The following is an 18,137-nucleotide window of genomic DNA, read 5'->3' on the forward strand; positions in this document are numbered from 1 at the left end:
CTATACGGGGAGAAGGTGCCGGCAGGCGGATGAGCGGCGGCGCGGCATGTCAAAAAACAAGCAGCCAAAACCTCAATGGCTCACCATCGTCGGCATCGGCGAGGACGGTGTAGCGGGTCTCGGCGACGAGGCCAAGCAGCACATAGCGCAAGCCGAATTCATCTTCGGCGGCAAGCGGCACCTCGCGCTCGTCGCATCCTTGGCGACGGGTGAGAGCCGTGCCTGGCCGACACCATTCGACACCGAAATGGGCGATGTCCTGGCACGGGCGGGAAAAAGAACCTGCGTGCTTGCGTCCGGCGACCCGTTCTTCCACGGCGTCGGCGTCACACTGGCGCGCAAGGTGAAACCCGAGCAAATGCGGGTGCTGCCGGCGCCTTCATCGCTGTCTCTGGCGGCAGCCCGGCTGGGCTGGGCGCTGCAGGATGTCGAGGCGATCTCGCTCCACGGCCACGCGATCGACCTGGTCCGCCCCCTCCTCCACCACGGCGCGCGCATCCTTGCGCTGACATCCGACGGCGATGCGCCGGCGGCGATCGCCGGGCTGCTCGACGAACTCGGCTTCGGACCCTCGCGGTTGACCGTCTTCGAAGCGCTCGGCGGCCCCGATGAAGCACGCCGAAGCGCGCGCGCCGACGGCTTCGATCTCAAGAACATCAATCCGCTCAACGTGCTGGCGCTGGACGTTGAATCGACACCGGATGCCCGTGTCCTGCCGCTGGCGTCGGGGCTTGCCGACCACCTGTTCGAGCATGACGGCCAGATCACCAAGCGCGAGATCCGCGCCATGACGCTGTCGGCGCTGGCGCCGCGGCGCGGCGAACTGCTGTGGGACATCGGCGCCGGCTCAGGCTCGGTCGGCATCGAATGGATGCTCGCTCACCCCTCGCTGCGCGCCATCGCCATCGAGGCCGACAAGGAGCGCGCCGTCCGCATCCGCCGTAACGCCTCGCATTGCGGCGTGCCCGGTCTTGTCGTGATCGAGGGCCCGGCGCCCAAGGCCTTCACCGGACTGGAGGCGCCGGACGCCATCTTCATCGGCGGCGGCGGCAGCGACGCCGGCGTGCTGGAGAAAGCCATCAAGGCTTTGCGGACGGGCGGCCGCCTCGTCGCCAATGCCGTGACGCTGGAGATGGAGGGATTGCTCCTCGCCCAACATAACAAGCATGGCGGCGATCTCATCCGCATCGCCATCTCCCGGGCCTCGCCCGTCGGCTCGATGCAAGCCTGGCGGCCGGCCATGCCGGTCACACAGTGGAGCTGGGTCAAGCCATGATGGTCGCGGGCATCGGCAGCCGGAAGGGCGTGACGGTGAGCGACGTGCGCGCCGCCGTGGAGACCGCTCTCGAAGCGCATGGATTGGCAATGACGGCGCTTTCGGCCCTGGCGACCGGTGAAATCAAACGCGACGAGGAAGCGATCTTCCTCGCCGGCAGCGATCTCGCTTTGCCTGTGATCGTCGTCTCGAACGATGCCATGCAAGCCGCATCATCCGGCGCGCTCAGCCACTCCGAGCTTTCGCAGTCGAAGGCCGGCACGCCGTCGGTTTCGGAGGCCTCCGCGCTCGCCGCTGCCGGCAAGGGCGCGAAACTGCTCGGGCCGCGCACGGTGCTCGGTCCTGTCACCTGCGCCATCGCGCTCGGCGGAGATGCCGCATGACCGTTCATTTCATCGGCGCCGGACCGGGCGCGGCCGACCTCATCACTCTGCGCGGCAGCCGGCTGCTGGCCTCCTGCCCTGTGTGCCTCTATGCCGGCTCCATTGTTGCGCCCGAACTGCTCGAACATTGCGCGCCGGGGACAAAGCTGATCGACACCGCGCCGATGTCGCTCGACGAGATCGAGGCCGAATATGTCGCCGCCCACAGGGCCGGCGACGATGTCGCACGCCTGCATTCCGGCGACCTTTCGGTGTGGAGCGCGGTGGCCGAGCAGATCAGGCGTCTGGAGAAGCACGGCATCCCCTACACGCTGACGCCGGGCGTGCCCTCGTTTGCGGCAGCGGCTGCCGCGCTGCGGCGCGAGCTCACCATTCCCGAACTGGCGCAGAGCCTGGTGCTCACGCGCGTCTCCGGCCGCGCCTCGAAGATGCCGCCGGGTGAAACGCTGGCCGGCTTCGGCCGCACCGGCGCCACGCTCGCCATCCACCTCGCCATCCACGCCATCGACCGCATCGTTGCCGAACTGACACCGCACTACGGCTCCGAATGTCCGGTCGCGGTCGTCTTTCGCGCTTCCTGGCCGGACGAGCGCGTGCTGACCGGCACGCTCGGCACCATCGCGGCGCAGCTGGCGGAAAACCCGATGGAACGCACGGCGATCATCTTTGTCGGCAGCGCGCTCGCGGCGCAGGATTTCGGCGAAAGCTCACTTTATGACGCCCACTACCAGCGGCGTTTTCGCGGACGGGACGGATTGTGAACGGCAGCACCAACAGAAACGGACGGGCCACGGTGGAGCAGGCGCTGGCGCGGCTGAACTTCAAGCCGCGTGCGCTGGAGCCCGGCCATGTCTGGCTGGCCGGCGCCGGCCCCGGCGATCCCGGCTGCCTGACGCTCGAAGCGCTGGCCGCGCTCGGGCAATGCGACGCGCTCGTCTACGACGCGCTGGTCTCGCCCGATATCGTCGCGGTCGCCGAAAGCGCCGAGCTCTTCTATGCCGGCAAACGCGGCGGCCAGCCGTCGATGAAGCAGGACGACATCACCGCTTTGCTGGTGCGGCTGGCCCGCGAGGGACGCCGCGTCGTCCGTCTCAAGGGCGGCGACCCCTACATCTTTGGACGCGGCGGCGAAGAGGCTTTGGCGCTGGCGCGGGAGGCTATTCCTTTCCGCGTGCTGTCCGGCCTGACCTCCGGGCTGAGCGCGCTCGCCGCCACCGGCATCCCCGCCACCATGCGCGGCATCAACAAGGCGGTCATCCTGGCCACAGGCCACGCCGCCGGCACCGAGGACGATCTCGACTGGGCGGCGATCGCTCGCACCGGCCAGCCGGTCGTCATCTATATGGGCATGGCCAACCTGCCGCGGATCGCCGCTTCGCTGCTGGAGGGCGGCCTGGCGCCGTCGACGCCGGCAGCGGTGATCGTTTCCGCGACGACGCCGCAGGAGCGTATCGTCGTCGCCACGCTCGCCACCATCGCCGAGGAAGCCGCGGCCGCCGGGCTCGCCTCGCCGGCGCTGATCGTCGTCGGCGGCATCGTCGCCATGCGCGCGGCACTGGCGGGCGAACCATGACGGCGCGCGCCATCATCATCGGCGCGCCGCGCTCGGGTTCGGGCAAGACCAGCGTCACCATCGGCATCCTGCGCGCGCTCGCCCGGCGCGGCCTGAAGGTGCGCGGCGCCAAGTCCGGGCCTGACTACATCGACCCGGGCTTCCACACCGCCGCCACCGGCCTCTCCGGCGTCAACCTCGACAGCTGGGCAATGCCGCCTTCCCTGCTCAATGCGCTGGCCAGGCAAGCGGCTGACGATGCCGACTTCGTCGTCCTCGAAAGCGCCATGGGCCTGTTCGACGGCATTCCCGCCCCAGAAGGCCGCACGGGTTCGGCCGCCGACCTTGCGCGGCTCTACGGCCTGCCGGTGCTGCTCGTGCTCGATGTGTCCGGCCAGTCGACCACGGCGGCCGCCGTTGCCAAGGGTTTTGCAACCTACGACCCGGACGTGCGCATGGCCGGCGTCGTCCTTAACCGGCTCGGCAGCGAGCGCCACCGGCGGCTGTCCGGCGATGCCATCGAGGCGATCGGCCTGCCGGTCGTCGGCGCCATCCTGCGCGATCCCACGCTCAACCTGCCTGAGCGCCATCTCGGCCTCGTCCAGGCCGGCGAGTACGAGAACCTGATGGCGCATCTCGACCGGCTGGCCGACATGGCCGAGAAGTCGCTCGATCTCGACGCCATCATGGCGTTGGCCACGCCGCTGGTGCCGGCGGCTGGCGATTTCGGCGACGCGCTGCCGCCACCCGGACAGCGCATCGCGCTGGCGGAGGACGCCGCCTTCACCTTCGTCTACCCGCACGTCGCCGCCCACTGGCACAAGGCCGGCGCCGAGATCGTTACCTTCTCGCCGCTCGCCGACGAAGCGCCCGACGACAGCTGCGATGTCTGCTGGCTGCCCGGCGGCTATCCCGAGCTTCATGCCGGCAGGCTGGCCGCCGCCACCAACTTCCGGGCCGCAATGGCGCGCTTCGCCGCGACCAAGCCGATCCACGGCGAGTGCGGTGGCTTCATGGTGCTGGGCAAGACTCTTGAGGACGCGGCAGGCGACACGCATCCGATGCTTGGCCTGCTCGGCCATTCGACCAGCTTCGCCAGGCGCAAGATGAACCTCGGCTACCGCGAGGCGCGGCTGCGCGCCGCTTGCCCGCTCGGAGCCGAGGGCACGCTGATCCGCGGCCATGAATTCCACTATGCGCAGATGACGGCCACCGGCAACGACGAGCCGCTGGCCGACCTTGCCGACGGCCAGGGCAATCCGCTCGGCGCCTCCGGCTACCGGCGCGGCCATGTTAGCGGGACGTTCTTCCATGCCATTGCGAGGGGCTAGGGCATGAAGCTCAAGAACTTTCCCCTTTCGCTCCGGCAAGTCCTCGATGACATCGCCCTTTGCCTGGTCTTCTTCACCAGGCTGCCGCTGCCCGTCTTTGATTTTCGCGGACGCAGCCTCGCCGCCGCGATCTGGGCCGCCCCTGTCGCCGGTCTTGCCGTCGGCCTGATCGGCGCGGTCGTCTACGCCACGGCGGAACGGTTCGGCCTTGCCATGGGTCCGGCGGCCGCGCTAGCACTTGCCGCAACATTGCTCACCACCGGCTGCCTGCACGAGGACGGGCTGTCCGATGTCGCCGATGGCTTTGGCGGCGGCAAGTCGCGCGGTGGAAAACTGGAGATCATGCGCGACAGCCGCATCGGCGCCTATGGCGCGTCGGCACTGGCCCTGTCGCTGCTGATCCGCTGGAGCGCGATTTCGGAATTCGCCGACCCGACTCAGGCGCTCCTGGCGCTCATTGCCGCGCACGCCGCCTCGCGCGGATTGCTGGGCGCCTTCATGCATCTCTTGCCCCCGGCGCGGTCCGACGGCCTCTCGGCCGGCGCCGGCAGCGTCTCGGCCGAGGCCGCAATAGTTGGCGCCGTGCTCGGCGCGATACCGCTCCTCCTGCTCGGGCCAGGCGGCGCCATTGTCGCGATCGTCCTGCTTGGTCTGCTGTTTGCCGCGTTCCGCGCCCTTTGCCTCAACCAGATCGACGGCCAGACCGGCGACACGATCGGCGCCCTTCAGCAACTTGGCGAGATCGCAGTCCTGCTCGTCGCTTCCGTATCCCTATCCTGACTCTTTTTCGGAGACTTTGCCCCCATGTCTTTCAAATCGCTTGATGAACTTCGCGCTGCCTGCCTCGATCTGCCGGCCGGCAGCGACACCGCGGCCAATGCCGTCGCCCGCCGCCAGGACACGCTGACCAAGCCGCAAGGCAGCCTCGGCCGGCTGGAAACCATCTCCGCCTGGCTGGGGCGCTGGCAGGGCCGCGACATGCCGAGGCTGGACAAGGTGAAGGTCTTCGTCTTTGCCGGCAATCACGGCGTCACCGCGCAGGGCGTCTCGGCCTTCCCGTCGGAAGTCACCGTACAGATGGTGGCGAATTTCGCCGGCGGCGGCGCCGCCATCAACCAGCTTGCCCGCATCGCCGGCGCCGATCTCGACGTCATTCCGCTCGACCTAGACCATCCGACCGGCGACTTCACCGAAGTGCCGGCGATGGACGAGAAAGCCTTCCTCGCCGCCGTCTCGGCCGGCCATGACGCGGTGACCAAGGATATCGACCTCGTCTGCTTCGGCGAAATGGGCATCGGCAACACCACGCCGGCGGCAGCGATTTCTGCCGCCCTGTTCGGTGGCGGCGCCGAGAAATGGACCGGGCGCGGCACCGGCGTCGACGATGCCGGCCTGAAGCGCAAGGTGACCACGATCGAAGCCGGCCTCAAGCGCCATGCCGACGCGCTGTCCGACCCGCTGAAGATCGCCGCAGCCCTTGGCGGCCGCGAGCTCGCCGCTATCTTCGGCGCCACGCTTGCCGCGCGCCGCAACAATGTGCCGGTCCTGCTCGACGGTTTTGTCTGCACCGCCGCCGCGGCGCCGCTGGCGCGGCTGCACCCGACCGGCCTCGCCCACACCATCGCCGCCCATGTCTCGGCCGAATCCGGCCACCGCCGCCTGCTCGAAGCGCTCGGCCTGCCGCCGCTGCTCGACCTCGGCATGCGGCTCGGCGAAGGGTCCGGCGCCTGCCTTGCCGTCAACATCGTGCGCTCGGCGCTGGAATGCCACGCCCGCATGGCGAGCTTTGCTGAGGCAGGTGTGTCGGAGAAGTGAAAGGAAGGCCGTAGCTGTCCGTTAGGCTTCACCCTTGAAGAAAGGCCGAAATTGATCTGCAATCAGGTTCACGTACCAAACGAGTTGTTCAACCGTTTGCTCGAAAGGCAGCCAACCGCCATCGACTGAGACCATCAATCTCGCTTCGATTGCCCATTGTCCAGTTGCCGACTTAATCGGGCAATTCGTCCTATACTCCAGGACGACCAGGCCAGGCCGGAGAGGATCTACCGCGACTGACGTATCAGGGGGAACGTTGGCCGAAGCGTCCTCTTCCGAGTAGAACTCGACGGTGTGACTGTGATCCTGCTTAACCTGCCCGAGCAAAGCCACCGCCGGAACCCGGTGTTTATCTGTATTGCTCAACTTCTGAAGCACTAGGAGCGGATCATCGGAAGGTTTGCCATCATCACCAATCTCTGGATGCTTCCCTCTCTGAAACGGTTGGACCTCGGTAATTTTCTCTGCAGCTTGTGGCGGCATCTGCGACAAGCAGTTTGTAATCCTTTTGTCGGAAAACGTAGCCTCGCTTTCGTGAATGGGAAAGTGTATCGCGCCGGGCACAGTAGGAGGGTCTAGCTTGACCCTTGCTAACGCGAAAGCGAGGTTGTCGAGCGCCGAGCGCAGCATGTGAACGAGTTCGCTCAAATCGAGGCATGCATCATCTAGCGACTTGAAGTGCGGTATGTCGTCGACGATCAGACGAAAACCCCTGCGCTCGGGCAAAAGCTCGGTATGACTCGCGACGTCATGGCCCAACTTCTTCGATATTTCGAGCAAGCTCTTGGCACGCAGAGTCGCTCTGTCGAGTTTGAGCTGCACAGGCAGTAAGAGCGAATCCATAGCTTGCCCAATCCATGAGAGTCTTGTTGGGCTTCATTTAACGCACTGCGGTCGCTGGTAGCTAGAGACGCGGCTGGAGTAGAGCTCGCGCGCATTCGCTTAGGTCTTTGAAGAAAAATTTGGTGGGTGTGCACAGGATCGAACTGTGGACCCGCTGATTAAGAGTCAGCTGCTCTACCAACTGAGCTACACACCCACACGGCCGGTAAAACCCAGCGTTGGCGGGCATATAGCCGCCGATTCCCGGGATGTCTAGCCCTGCCGGGATCATTTCCCGACAAATCGCCTAAGTGCCGCACCCATCAGACAAAAAGCTTGCCTTCCGCCACCTTGACAGCATGTCCGCCGATGCGGGCGGCGGCCAGTTTGCCGCCATCGACATTGAGCTCGAGGCGGATTCGCGACGGCCGTCCCATCTCCAGCCCCTGCTCGATCCAGAGCTGCGAAATGCCGTCGGTCGGGCCGTCGAAATGCATGATGGCGCCGGCAAAGGCGGCCGCGGCCGAGCCGGTCGCCGGGTCCTCATAGGAGGGGCTGCCGGGCACAATCATGCGCACATGGAAGGCGCTCTCGTGGTTGACCGTCTCGCGGCAATAGACATAGGGGCTGGCGAAGGCCCATTCGCTCTTGCGCGGCGCCAGTTCCGACCAGGCCTGGTTGTCCAGCCGGATCTGGCCCGCCGCCTTCAGGTCGGCGACCGGAATGGTCACGTAGGGCACGCCGGCCGACCAGAACGAGACCCGGTGATTCTCGAAGCCGATCTCATGCGGTCCAAGGCCAAGCGCGGCGCCGATCGCTTCCGCGTCGGCGGAGAGCTCCAGCGGCTCCGGCAGCTTCGCCAGGTCGAACTCGGCGAAGGTGGCGCCGTCATGCTTGCTCACCGCGCAGCGCACCGGGCCGATATTCTCCTCGAGCACGAAGATGCCGGCGGTCTCGCCGGCCAGATCGGCAAGCGCGATCGCCGAACCGACGGTCGGATGGCCGGCGAACGGCATTTCATAGTCGGGCGTGAAGATGCGGATGCGGGCGCGGTGCTTGGCGTTGTCGGGCGGCAGCACGAACACCGTTTCGGACAGATTGAATTCGCGCGCGATGGCCTGCATTGCCGCAGTGTCCAGCCCCTTGCTGTCCAGGACGACAGCCAGCGGATTGCCGGCCAGCCGCTCGGTCGTGAAGACATCGTAGAGCAAGTAGTTCCGGGTCTGCATTCTTGCCTCAATCCCAACATGGGCGAAATTTAATTTGTAATTCGAACCACAAAGCCTGATCTGTGCACAGATAGGGACATTGCGCGTTATAGGGGTCCAGCGTGGACCAGATTGTCAATCCGCCAAAGACGGAATCGGATTCCGCCATCGAGACGGCGCTTGGCCTCGACCATCAGGGCCTGCGCAGAACACGCCGTCGCGGCTGGCTCTATGCCCTGTTGGCGCTGACCGCCGTTGCCGCCGCTTTTGCCGGCTACCAATTGTATTCAGCTTCTCCAGCCAGGATTGATTATACCACGGTGCCGGCCACAGTCGCCGACCTCACCGTCCAGGTCTCGGCCACCGGCACGCTGCAGCCCCTCACCCAGGTCGACATCTCCAGCGAGCTTTCGGGCGTCGTCCGATCGGTCGCGGTCGAGGAGAATCAACGGGTCAAGAAAGGCGACGTGCTGGCGACGCTCGACACCGCCAAGCTCGAAGTTCAGATCGAGCGCGCCGAAGCGTCGGCCAGGGCGGCCGCGGCCAGTGTCGAGGACGCCACGGTGACGCTGAAGGAGAACGAGAACGCGCTGACACGCGCGAACGAGCTCACCAAGCGCGGCATGGCGACCGACCAGTCGCTCGAGGCGGCGACCGCGACGCGCGACCGCGCCAAGGCTGCGCGAGACAGCGCCGAGGCCAACCTTGCCATCGCCAATGCCGACCTCAAGGCGCAGCAGACCGATCTCGCCAAGAGCACGATCTACGCGCCGATCGACGGCATCGTGCTGACCCGTTCGGTCGACCCCGGCCAGACGGTCGCCTCCTCGCTGCAGGCGCCGGTGCTGTTCATCATTGCCGCCGACCTGAGGAACATGGAACTGCAGGCTGCGGTCGACGAGGCCGATATCGGCTCGGTCAAGCCCGGCCAGCATGCCCGCTTCACCGTCGATGCCTTTCCGGAGCGGCCCTTCGACGCCGAGATCCGCGACATCTCTTATGCCTCTGTCACCACCGATGGCGTCGTCACCTACAATGCTCGGCTGGAGGTCGACAACGGCGAGCTGCTGCTCCGACCCGGCATGACCGCCACCGTCTCGGTCGTCACCAGGCAGGCCAAGGGCGTGCTCACCGTGCCAGCCACCGCCTTCCGCTACCGGCCGGCGCCGCCGGTCGCCCGCACATGGAGCCTGCGCGACCTGTTCACCGGCCGCATGGGCCGCCCCGGCCGTCAGCGCGACGCGGCGCCGAGACCGACCGACGGCTCGCGCACGCTCTATGTGCTGGAAAACGGCCGGCCGCACGCGGTCAACGTCAGGGTCGGTTCCACCGACGGCGAGCTGACCGAGATCACGTCCGGCCTCGACGAGGGCGCGCAGGTCATCACCGGCTCGCAGCTGCGGAACTGACGCCGTGTCAGGCTCCACGCTGATTGCCTTCGACAAGGTCTGGAAAAGCTACGGCCAGGGCGAGGCCCGTGTGCACGCGCTGGCCGGCGTCGATCTCGCCATCCGCAAGGGTGAATTCGTCGCCATCATGGGGCCGTCGGGTTCCGGCAAGTCGACGGCGATGAACATCATCGGCTGCCTCGACACGCCGACGGCCGGGACCTACAGTTTCGAGGGCATCGATGCCGGCCGGCTCGACCGCAACCGCCGCGCCATGCTGCGCAACCTCTATGTCGGCTTCGTCTTCCAGGGCTACAATTTGCTGCCGCGCACCACGGCGGCCGAGAATGTCGAGCTGCCGCTGATCTATCGCGGCGTCGCCGCGCGCCAGCGTCGCCAGCTTGCCATGCAGGCACTGGCCGAGGTCGGCCTTGTCGGGCGCGAGCACCACACGCCGGCCGAACTCTCGGGCGGCCAGCAGCAGCGGGTGGCGATCGCGCGCGCCATCGTCACCAGGCCGACGCTGCTCGTCGCCGACGAGCCGACCGGCAATCTCGACACCGCCCGCACGCACGAGATCATGGAGCTGTTGACGCGGCTCAACGCCGGGCTTGGCCTCACCATCGTCATGGTCACCCACGAGGCCGACGTGGCGGCCTATGCCGAGCGCACGATCCGCTTCCTCGACGGCCATGTCGCGTCCGACTCCAACAAACTGGAGGCGGCCCAATGATCTGGGAGACAGTTCGCCTTTCGCTGATCTCGATCCGGCGAAACGTGCTGCGCTCGTTCCTGACCTTGCTCGGCATTGTCATCGGCGTCGCCGCCGTCATCGCCATGCTGACCATCGGCTCCGGCACCACCCAGAAGGTCAAGTCCGACATTTCCAAGCTCGGCAGCAATTTGCTCGTCGTCCGCTCCGGCCGCCCGGCCGGGCCAGGCGGACCGGGCGGGCTCGACCAGGTCGTTCGTCCGCTTGCCGACAAGGACCTTGCCGCGCTCGTCAAGCATCTCGACGGCGCGCGCGCCATCTCGCCCGCCTCGCAAAAGCAGGTCCGCGTCATCTTCGGCACCGAAAGCGTGACATCGGGCGTCACCGGCACCGACAGCGCCTATCTCGACGCGCGCGACTGGAAGCTGGTCTCGGGGCGTCCGTTCAGCGATTCCGAGACCCGCGCCGGCGCCGGGGTCTGCCTGGTCGGCGAGACGGTGCGCCAGCAATTCTTCGGCGCCGGCGATCCGGAAGGAGAGACCATCCGCGTCAACCGCACCTCCTGCAAGATCATCGGCCTCTTGGAACCCAAGGGCTACACCGGCTTCGGCCAGGACCAGGACAATGTCGTGCTGATGCCGCTTGCCGCCTACCAGCGCCGCATCGCCGGCAACCGCGACATCGATTCCATCTACATCGCCGCCGACGACCGCACACCGACAACCGAACTGCAGCCGCGCGTCGAGGACATCCTGCGCGACACGCGCCGCGTCACGCCCGACCGCGATGACGATTTCTCGATCCGCGACATGACACAGATCGCCGACGCCATGGCCAGTGCTACCACCACCATGACCGGCATGCTGGGCGCCGTCGCCGGCGTCAGCCTGCTGGTCGGCGGCATCGGCATCATGAACATCATGTTGGTCTCGGTCACCGAACGCACGCGCGAGATCGGCATCAGGCTGGCGATCGGCGCGCATGAGAAGCACATTCTCATCCAGTTCCTGGTCGAGGCGACGGTGCTGTCGCTGTTCGGCGGCATCATCGGCATCCTGATCGGGCTCTCGCTCGCCGCCATCGCCTCGGTGGCGCTGACCATTCCCTTCGCGCCGAGCCCGGCGGTCATCCTGCTCGCCGTCGGCTTTTCCGCGCTGATCGGCATGGTGTTCGGCTTCTTCCCGGCGCTGCGCGGCGCCAGGCTCGACCCGATCGACGCGCTCAGGCACGAGTGAAGTCGGCGCGGGAAAACGCTCTCGCCTGCCTCTGTCGCCGCGCATCCTGCAATGCTACTGCTGTGACCTTTGGCGCATGGGGGAGATACGAATGAGCAAGAAGGCGCGGCTGGTCCTGACGCTGGCGATCATCGAGGCCGGCCTGGCTGGCCTGTGGTGGTATCTCGCCAGCTACGGCCTCCAGAATCCCGATCGCGTCGCCGCGAATTTCCAGGAGGTCGTCGGCCAGACGATGGGAATGGCGATGGGCGCGCTGCTTGGCCTCGGCGTGATCCTGTTCTTCGTCGCCGCCCGCAACGACCGTAAGGCATTGCCGGATAAGGGACAGCGCTGACCACCACCAAGAGCGGCCCTCTCAGAACGGAAGCCGCGCGTTCTCCTTGACCTCCTTCATGACGAAGAAGGTCCGGGTTTGCCGAACGCCCGGCAGCGCGATCAGCTTCTGCCCGTGCAGCTTGTTGAAATCCGCCATGTCGCGGACCCGTATCTTCAACAGATAGTCGAAGTCGCCGGCCACCAGATTGCAGTCGAGGACCTCCTTGAGCTTCAGCACGGCCTCCTCGAAAGCGGCGAAGCTTTCGGGCGTCGAGCGGTCGAGCACGACGCCGACCATCACCAGCGCGCCAAGGCCGACCGTAGCGGGGGCGATCTCCGCCCTGACTCCGGTGATATAGCCCTCCTCGAACAGGCGCTGCGTGCGCCGGTGGCAGGTGGCAGCGCTGACGTTCACGCGGGCCGCCAGTTCGGCATTGGTCAACCGTCCCTCGGCCTGAAGGGCGCGCAGGATTTTGACGTCGATGCGATCCAGAGTTTCGGCGGAAGATTCTTCCATTTCTGCTGCCCTCTTCGAATGGTTAGGCCAATCATATCGCTGATTTGCGGGAGATGTGAAAAATCCGCCCGCAAGTTCGAGAGCACCTTTCGAGCCACTGCGCCTATGATCGCTTCATGAAAATCACCAGAAGCGGAGACAGAACGATGTCACTTCTCGCCAAGTTTGTACGCTATCCGCTGACCTTCGGCCCGACACCGATCGAGCATCTGCCGCGGCTGAGCGCTGCGCTGGGCGGCAAGGTGCAGGTCTACGCAAAGCGCGACGATTGCAATTCCGGGCTGGCGATGGGCGGAAACAAATTGCGAAAGCTCGAATACATCGTGCCGGATGCTCTTCGGTCCGGCGCCGACACACTGGTGTCGATCGGCGGCGTCCAGTCGAACCATACGCGGATGGTCGCCGCGACGGCTGCCAAGATCGGCATGAAATGCGTGGTGATCCAGGAGAAATGGGTGCCTCACTACGACGCGGTCTACGACCGGGTCGGCAACATCCTGATGACACGCCTGATGGGCGCCGACAGCCGGCTGGTCGACGACGGTTTCGACATCGGCATCCGCAAAAGCTGGGAGGACGCCATCCAGTCGGTGAAGGATGCCGGCGGCAAGCCCTATCCGATCCCGGCCGGCGCCTCGGTGCACAAGTTCGGCGGGCTGGGCTATGTCGGCTTCGCCGAGGAGGTGGCCCGGCAGGAAGCCGAGCTCGGCTTTGCCTTCGACTACATCATCGTCTGCGTCGTGACCGGCTCGACGCAGGCCGGCATGATCGTCGGCTTCGCCGCGCAAAACCGTGCCGACCGGGTGATCGGCATCGACGCCTCCGGCACGCTCGACCAGACCCGCGCCCAGGTCCGCCGCATCGTCGACGACACCGCCGCCCTCGTCGGGCTCGGCCGCGCCGTCCGCGACGACGAGATCGTCATCAACCCCGACTATGCCTATCCCGCCTATGGCGTTCCGTCGGACGCCACGAACGACGCGATCCGGCTGGCGGCCCGCACCGAGGCCATGATCACCGATCCGGTCTACGAGGGAAAGTCGATGCAGGGCCTGATCGACCTGACCAGGAAGGGCTTCTTCCCCGAGGGCTCGCGAATTCTCTACGCGCATCTCGGCGGCGCGCCGGCCATCAACGGCTACAGCTATTACTATAAGGACGACGGCGGCTCCCGGAAAAGCATGCCGGACGAGGCGCTGCCGCCGATCTTCCCATGAGGCATTACAGGACTTCGTCGCCGCCCGCGAAATGCCATTCGATCAGCGGCTTCATATGTCCCATCAGCCCGTCCGGCAGGTCGGTGGCATCGCGGATGACGACGGGACCTTCGATCTCCGGTTCCGCCTCCGTGGCGACGAAGGCGCTGATGCGCCGCGCGATCTCGTCGGCTGGCTCGCTGACCCGATAGCGGCGGAAGATCACCGTGCCGCTCGGCGTCGACAGCGCGTGATAACGCCGGCCGCGTTCGGCGCCAGACAGGTCGATCGCAGTCTCCTCGCGCACTTCGCGGATCATGTTGAAGTCGACATCGACGAGGCCGTCGCGGAAATCGATCGGCTCGAACGAGCCGGCGGCGAAGTAGACGCGGCCGGCATTGACGGTATGCGCGCCCATGCGGATCGCCACCAGCGCATTGTCGCCGGCGACCAGCATGGCATGCGCATAGGCATGCTCGGCGCCGCTCGCCTCGCGCTTCTTCCGCCACAGCATGAAGGTCGAATACTTCACCGCATGGCAGCGGCCGACGAGCCCGCCGTCGCGATAGGCGAGCGCCGAGAGCAACACCACCGTGCCGTCGAACAGCGCTGGGTTTGCCCCCATCTCGCGCCGCCAGTTCTCGGCGATCGCCTCGGCGTTGTCGCGTTCGAACGGATGCGGGCCGGGGTCGAGCCGGACATCGACCTTGTCGACCGGCAGGATGACGTTGCGTGGGAGGTCGAAGCTCATCTTACTCGGAGGTGTGTTGAGATCCGGCTCAGGCCATGTCCAGGGCGATCACCACCGGGCAATGGTCGGAGGCCTTCGGCCGGTCCCAGCCGGCGCGCGGGAAGCGCTCGACCTCCTGGCCCGCCGGAAAGATGGTGCGCCAGGGCTGGCCGTTGCGGACGATGTCGGGAACGGCGGTCGCGTTCTTCGCCGCCAGCCCCTTCGACAGCAGGATATAGTCGAGCTGGCAGAGGTGCCGCTCTTCCGGACCGCGCGTGTGGTAAAAGCTCCAGCGGTCCATCTCCGGCCGTCGCTCGACAACGTTTTCGCAGAAGCCGCCGGCGGTCAGCACGTTAATGCAGGACTGGCTCTCGTCGATCACCTGGAAGCGGAAGCCGTCGACGCTGTCGCCCTCGATCTTCACCCGCTGCCGGTAGTCGTTCATGTCGCCGCAGATCGCCCAGCGCTTGTCGGCGGCGTGATCCTTGCCGAAGCGCTCCTCGATGATGCGGCGCACCGCCTGCGCCTCGGCGATGCGCAGCGGCATGGTCGCCTCGCGTCCGTCGAGGCCGTTGCGCGGCGACCCCATCGACTTGAAGTGGACGAGATAAAGCGTCAGCGGTACGCCGCCGACCTTCAGGTCGACCTCGAGGCAGTCGCGCCGGAAGATGCGCTCGATGGCCTGATAGCCGAGTGTCGCCAGTTCCGGCGTGAACAGGCCGAATTGCTCGAAGGTGACGTGGGCGTGGCTGGTCATGCGCACGAATTCGATCGGCTGGCCCTCGGCCGTCTCGCTGCGCATCATCACGGCAACGTCGATGCCGCGTGAATCATTGCCGGCCGTGGTGTATTTCTGCCGGTAGCCCTGCCCGACCATCTTGAACAGATAGCCATATTCGAAGGCCTTCAGCGCCTCGATATTGTCGACTTCCTGCATGCAGATGATGTCGGCACGGGTGGCGGCGATCGCCAGCGCGGTGAGCTGGCGAGTGTCGTCGGACTGGGAAATGGCGCGCGCCTGCTCGAGCATCTTGTACTCGGCCTCGCTCTGGATATCGAACAGCGCCAGCGTGCGATCCTCGTTGAGCTGGTTGCGGTAGCCGGAAAAATCGAACCTGTTCATCAGGTTCTCGACATTGAAGGTGGCAAGGCGCAGCGACATGGCCGTGACCTTTGCCCAGAACTCCCGATGAAGACAAGGGCCTCCCATGCGCCCGTCATGGTTGACGGAACCTTTCCGTTCATCCGCCGTTCAGACGGCAAGTTCCATAAATGGGCCTCTTCCCGGGGTATTCTGGGCGTGGGGCCTGAAATCTTCGGAGTGTGCAATGAAAACGCTCTTTTTGTCTTCGTTGAGATCCGGTCTGCTGACGCTGGGTCTTGTGGCGGGCGTGACGGCGCCGTCGCTGGCCGGTCCGATCCTTGAGCCAGACCTGTCCGTCCCGTCCAACCTGGCGGCGCCGGGCATCACGCCCGTCCGCGACGAGTGGGCCGGCGGCAATGACCGGCAACTCAACAATCAGGAATGGCGCTGGCGTAACCGCGACGGCCGCTGGCGGTCCGGCAATTTCCGCGAGCGCAATTTCTCCCGCAACTGGGATGGTGACAATAACTGGAACGGCGACGACTGGCGCTGGAGACGCCACCATCACCGCCGCCATTTCCGAGATTCCGATGCCGCAATTCTTGGTCTTGGCCTGGGTCTCGGCCTTGGCAGCCTGTACTACAACAACGGCTACTACAACAACGGCTACTACGCTCAGCCCCGGCGGATCTACCGGACGCAGCGTCTCTCAAGCGCGCATGTCCAGTGGTGCTACGACCGCTACCGCTCGTACCGGGCATGGGACAACACGTTCCAGCCCTATAACGGCCCGCGCCAGCAGTGCTGGTCGCCCTATAGCTGAGCGGCAAGGAATCGAAGAATGCTCGAACGGCGCCGCGCCTCGCGGCGCCGTTTTTGCCTGGGCAGCGGCATGACGCCATCGGCGCTAACGCGCTGTTCATCAGGCGGGTCTATCACATAGGCTGACCGGATCGCCCGGCAGCGGAAAGCCATGGCCGAGGACGAAAACAGGGACAAGCGCAGGCAGCGCGTGCTGAAGGGCGCGTCGATCCTGACCGGCATCGCCAATTCGGAAGTCAAATGCACGCTGCGCAACATACATGCATGCCGGCGGTGCCGAACTGAAAGTCCCGATCGAGGCGCGCGTGCCCGACGAATTCCTGCTCTACGTGCCGACCGACGGCATCGGCTACAAGGCCGTGGTGCGCTGGCGCCGCGACGGCCGCATCGGCGTCGAGTTCACCGGCACCGAACCGAAGCCGCACTGGCACTACGGCTGAAGCGGGCTCTTTTCCACCGCGAACTCATCCGCTTAACGAAAAGCCGGCGGATTGCTCCGCCGGCTCGGTGTTTCTCGACCGGAAGCTTGATGACAATTCGCCCTGCCGAGTCAGCTGGTGCGGGTTGCGAGAACCGGAGCGGATATTGAAGTCCGCGCGCACCGGAAGCGCAGAAACCCGCGGCAGATGGCCGGCAGGGTAGAATTGGCACCGCGCGTCCGCAGGGCGAAGCCCGAGGACGCGCAATGCAAAGACCGTGGATCGCCTCAGTTCTTTGCCTTGTCGACCAGCTTGTTCTTGGCGATCCACGGCATCATCGCGCGCAGCTTCGCACCGACCTCTTCGATCTGGTGGCTGTCGTTGTTGCGGCGGATGCCCTTGAAGCGCGCCAGGCCGGCCCGGTATTCCTGCATCCATTCCGAGGTGAACTTGCCGGTCTGGATATCCTTCAGCACGCGCTTCATCTCGGCCTTGGTCTCGGCGGTGATGATGCGTGGACCCGAGACATATTCGCCCCATTCGGCGGTGTTCGAAATCGAGTAGTTCATGTTGGCGATGCCGCCTTCATAGATCAGGTCGACGATCAGCTTGACCTCGTGCAGGCACTCGAAATAGGCCATTTCCGGCGCGTAGCCGGCTTCCACCAGCGTCTCGAAGCCGGCGCGGATCAGCTCGACCAGGCCGCCGCAGAGCACCACCTGCTCGCCGAACAGGTCGGTCTCGCATTCCTCGCGGAAATTGGTCTCGATGATGCCGGAGCGGCCGCCGCCGACGCCGCAGGCGTAGGAGAGCGCCAGATCGAGCGCATTGCCGGAAGCATCATGGTTGACGGCCACCAGGCACGGCACGCCGCCGCCCTTCTGGTATTCGCCACGCACGGTGTGGCCCGGACCCTTCGGCGCAATCATGACGACGTCCACGGTCGACTTCGGCTCGATCAGGCCGAAATGCACGTTGAGGCCGTGCGCAAAGGCAATCGCCGCGCCATCGCGGATGTTCGGCGCGATCTCGTTCTTGTAGATGTCGGCCTGCAATTCATCCGGCGTCGCCATCATCATCAGGTCGGCCCATTTGGCGGCGTCCGCGACGGTCAACACCTTGAGCCCGTCGGCCTCGACCTTCTTGGCGGTCGCCGAGCCGGCCTTAAGACCGATGGCGATGTCCTTGACACCGGACTCCTTGAGGTTGAGCGCATGCGCCCGGCCCTGGCTGCCATAGCCGATGATGGCGACCTTCTTGCCCTTGATGAGGTTGAGATCGGCGTCACGATCGTAATAGACACGCATTTTCGTCTTCCTTCCCGTTTTGAAG

The 18,137-nt window shown here is 65.8% G+C and carries 20 protein-coding genes, 1 tRNA gene and 1 pseudogene; 14 read left to right on the forward strand and 8 right to left on the reverse strand.

Annotated elements, in window-relative coordinates:
- Nucleotides 1–46: 46 nt before the first annotated feature.
- The 7 genes from cbiE to cobT are packed head-to-tail and all read left to right on the forward strand — an operon-like array spanning nucleotide 47 to nucleotide 6,357.
- A complete protein-coding gene (cbiE, locus tag EN846_RS13485; protein WP_128346652.1) occupies nucleotides 47–1,276 on the forward strand; it encodes a precorrin-6y C5,15-methyltransferase (decarboxylating) subunit CbiE in 1,230 nt (409 codons plus the stop codon).
- Nucleotides 1,273–1,659, forward strand: coding sequence for a cobalamin biosynthesis protein (locus tag EN846_RS13490; protein ID WP_128346651.1), 387 nt, complete (start codon nucleotides 1,273–1,275; stop codon nucleotides 1,657–1,659). The genes cbiE and EN846_RS13490 overlap by 4 nt, the downstream gene beginning before the upstream one ends.
- Nucleotides 1,656–2,420 carry a precorrin-4 C(11)-methyltransferase gene (cobM, locus tag EN846_RS13495; protein WP_127393580.1) on the forward strand — a complete coding sequence of 255 codons (765 nt, stop codon included), beginning with the start codon at nucleotides 1,656–1,658 and terminating at the stop codon, nucleotides 2,418–2,420. The genes EN846_RS13490 and cobM overlap by 4 nt, the downstream gene beginning before the upstream one ends.
- On the forward strand, nucleotides 2,417–3,232 hold the full coding sequence (gene cobA / locus EN846_RS13500) for a uroporphyrinogen-III C-methyltransferase (protein ID WP_127393581.1): 816 nt from the start codon (nucleotides 2,417–2,419) through the stop codon (nucleotides 3,230–3,232). The genes cobM and cobA overlap by 4 nt, the downstream gene beginning before the upstream one ends.
- The gene (locus tag EN846_RS13505; RefSeq protein WP_127393582.1) at nucleotides 3,229–4,542 is read left to right on the forward strand and encodes a cobyrinate a,c-diamide synthase; all 1,314 of its coding nucleotides are present in this window, start codon (nucleotides 3,229–3,231) and stop codon (nucleotides 4,540–4,542) included. The genes cobA and EN846_RS13505 overlap by 4 nt, the downstream gene beginning before the upstream one ends.
- 3 nt (nucleotides 4,543–4,545) lie before the next feature.
- Nucleotides 4,546–5,322 (forward strand): adenosylcobinamide-GDP ribazoletransferase, encoded by a 777-nt coding sequence (locus EN846_RS13510; protein ID WP_127393583.1) that lies wholly within the window; start codon nucleotides 4,546–4,548, stop codon nucleotides 5,320–5,322.
- Nucleotides 5,323–5,346: 24 nt separating this feature from the next.
- The gene (gene cobT, locus EN846_RS13515; protein ID WP_128346732.1) at nucleotides 5,347–6,357 is read left to right on the forward strand and encodes a nicotinate-nucleotide--dimethylbenzimidazole phosphoribosyltransferase; all 1,011 of its coding nucleotides are present in this window, start codon (nucleotides 5,347–5,349) and stop codon (nucleotides 6,355–6,357) included.
- 21 nt (nucleotides 6,358–6,378) lie between these two features.
- Here cobT and EN846_RS13520 read toward each other — a convergent pair whose 3' ends face one another.
- The 3 genes from EN846_RS13520 to EN846_RS13530 form a co-directional block, all read right to left on the reverse strand.
- The gene (locus EN846_RS13520) at nucleotides 6,379–7,200 is read right to left on the reverse strand and encodes a hypothetical protein (protein ID WP_127393498.1); all 822 of its coding nucleotides are present in this window, start codon (nucleotides 7,198–7,200) and stop codon (nucleotides 6,379–6,381) included.
- A 120-nt stretch (nucleotides 7,201–7,320) separates the two neighbouring features.
- Nucleotides 7,321–7,396, reverse strand: a tRNA-Lys gene (locus EN846_RS13525).
- A gap of 106 nt (nucleotides 7,397–7,502) precedes the next feature.
- A complete protein-coding gene (locus tag EN846_RS13530; protein ID WP_127393497.1) occupies nucleotides 7,503–8,408 on the reverse strand; it encodes a PhzF family phenazine biosynthesis protein in 906 nt (301 codons plus the stop codon).
- A gap of 101 nt (nucleotides 8,409–8,509) precedes the next feature.
- Here EN846_RS13530 and EN846_RS13535 point away from each other — a divergent pair, with 101 nt between their 5' ends.
- The 4 genes from EN846_RS13535 (at nucleotide 8,510) to EN846_RS13550 (ending at nucleotide 12,056) form a co-directional block, all read left to right on the forward strand.
- On the forward strand, nucleotides 8,510–9,796 hold the full coding sequence (locus EN846_RS13535; RefSeq protein ID WP_128346733.1) for an efflux RND transporter periplasmic adaptor subunit: 1,287 nt from the start codon (nucleotides 8,510–8,512) through the stop codon (nucleotides 9,794–9,796).
- Between the two features lie 4 nt (nucleotides 9,797–9,800).
- Nucleotides 9,801–10,508 carry an ABC transporter ATP-binding protein gene (locus tag EN846_RS13540; protein WP_127393495.1) on the forward strand — a complete coding sequence of 236 codons (708 nt, stop codon included), beginning with the start codon at nucleotides 9,801–9,803 and terminating at the stop codon, nucleotides 10,506–10,508.
- Complete coding sequence (locus EN846_RS13545) at nucleotides 10,505–11,722, forward strand: ABC transporter permease (RefSeq protein ID WP_127283369.1); 1,218 nt, start codon at nucleotides 10,505–10,507, stop codon at nucleotides 11,720–11,722. The genes EN846_RS13540 and EN846_RS13545 overlap by 4 nt, the downstream gene beginning before the upstream one ends.
- Before the next feature lie 91 nt (nucleotides 11,723–11,813).
- Nucleotides 11,814–12,056 (forward strand): hypothetical protein, encoded by a 243-nt coding sequence (locus EN846_RS13550; RefSeq protein ID WP_127283370.1) that lies wholly within the window; start codon nucleotides 11,814–11,816, stop codon nucleotides 12,054–12,056.
- Nucleotides 12,057–12,077: 21 nt separating this feature from the next.
- On the opposite strand, the gene EN846_RS13555 is transcribed toward EN846_RS13550, so the two are convergent.
- Nucleotides 12,078–12,554, reverse strand: coding sequence for an Lrp/AsnC ligand binding domain-containing protein (locus tag EN846_RS13555; RefSeq protein ID WP_127283371.1), 477 nt, complete (start codon nucleotides 12,552–12,554; stop codon nucleotides 12,078–12,080).
- A 146-nt stretch (nucleotides 12,555–12,700) separates the two neighbouring features.
- Here EN846_RS13555 and EN846_RS13560 point away from each other — a divergent pair, with 146 nt between their 5' ends.
- Entirely contained in the window at nucleotides 12,701–13,771 is a 1,071-nt protein-coding gene (locus EN846_RS13560) for a 1-aminocyclopropane-1-carboxylate deaminase (protein WP_127392878.1), read from the forward strand.
- Nucleotides 13,772–13,775: 4 nt separating this feature from the next.
- On the opposite strand, the gene EN846_RS13565 is transcribed toward EN846_RS13560, so the two are convergent.
- Both EN846_RS13565 and EN846_RS13570 read right to left on the reverse strand, forming a co-directional pair.
- Nucleotides 13,776–14,501, reverse strand: a complete 726-nt coding sequence (locus EN846_RS13565; RefSeq protein ID WP_127392877.1) for a hypothetical protein — start codon at nucleotides 14,499–14,501, stop codon at nucleotides 13,776–13,778.
- Between the two features lie 28 nt (nucleotides 14,502–14,529).
- Nucleotides 14,530–15,642 (reverse strand): endonuclease/exonuclease/phosphatase family protein, encoded by a 1,113-nt coding sequence (locus EN846_RS13570; RefSeq protein ID WP_127392876.1) that lies wholly within the window; start codon nucleotides 15,640–15,642, stop codon nucleotides 14,530–14,532.
- Nucleotides 15,643–15,808: 166 nt separating this feature from the next.
- On the opposite strand from EN846_RS13570, the gene EN846_RS13575 reads away from it, so the two are divergent.
- Nucleotides 15,809–16,387 (forward strand): BA14K family protein, encoded by a 579-nt coding sequence (locus EN846_RS13575; RefSeq protein ID WP_127392875.1) that lies wholly within the window; start codon nucleotides 15,809–15,811, stop codon nucleotides 16,385–16,387.
- On the opposite strand, the gene EN846_RS35135 is transcribed toward EN846_RS13575, so the two are convergent.
- Nucleotides 16,378–16,644, reverse strand: a complete 267-nt coding sequence (locus tag EN846_RS35135; RefSeq protein WP_189379756.1) for a hypothetical protein — start codon at nucleotides 16,642–16,644, stop codon at nucleotides 16,378–16,380. The genes EN846_RS13575 and EN846_RS35135 overlap by 10 nt on opposite strands.
- On the opposite strand from EN846_RS35135, the pseudogene EN846_RS13580 reads away from it, so the two are divergent.
- Nucleotides 16,538–16,826, forward strand: a pseudogene (locus EN846_RS13580) (PilZ domain-containing protein). The gene EN846_RS35135 and the pseudogene EN846_RS13580 sit on opposite strands and share 107 nt — an antisense overlap.
- A 266-nt stretch (nucleotides 16,827–17,092) precedes the next feature.
- Here EN846_RS13580 and ilvC read toward each other — a convergent pair.
- Nucleotides 17,093–18,112 (reverse strand): ketol-acid reductoisomerase, encoded by a 1,020-nt coding sequence (ilvC, locus tag EN846_RS13585; RefSeq protein ID WP_127283377.1) that lies wholly within the window; start codon nucleotides 18,110–18,112, stop codon nucleotides 17,093–17,095.
- Nucleotides 18,113–18,137: the final 25 nt, after the last annotated feature.

The sequence above is a fragment of the Mesorhizobium sp. M4B.F.Ca.ET.203.01.1.1 genome, assembly GCF_004791025.1.
In the GTDB taxonomy this organism is placed as follows: Bacteria; Pseudomonadota; Alphaproteobacteria; order Rhizobiales; family Rhizobiaceae; genus Mesorhizobium; species Mesorhizobium abyssinicae.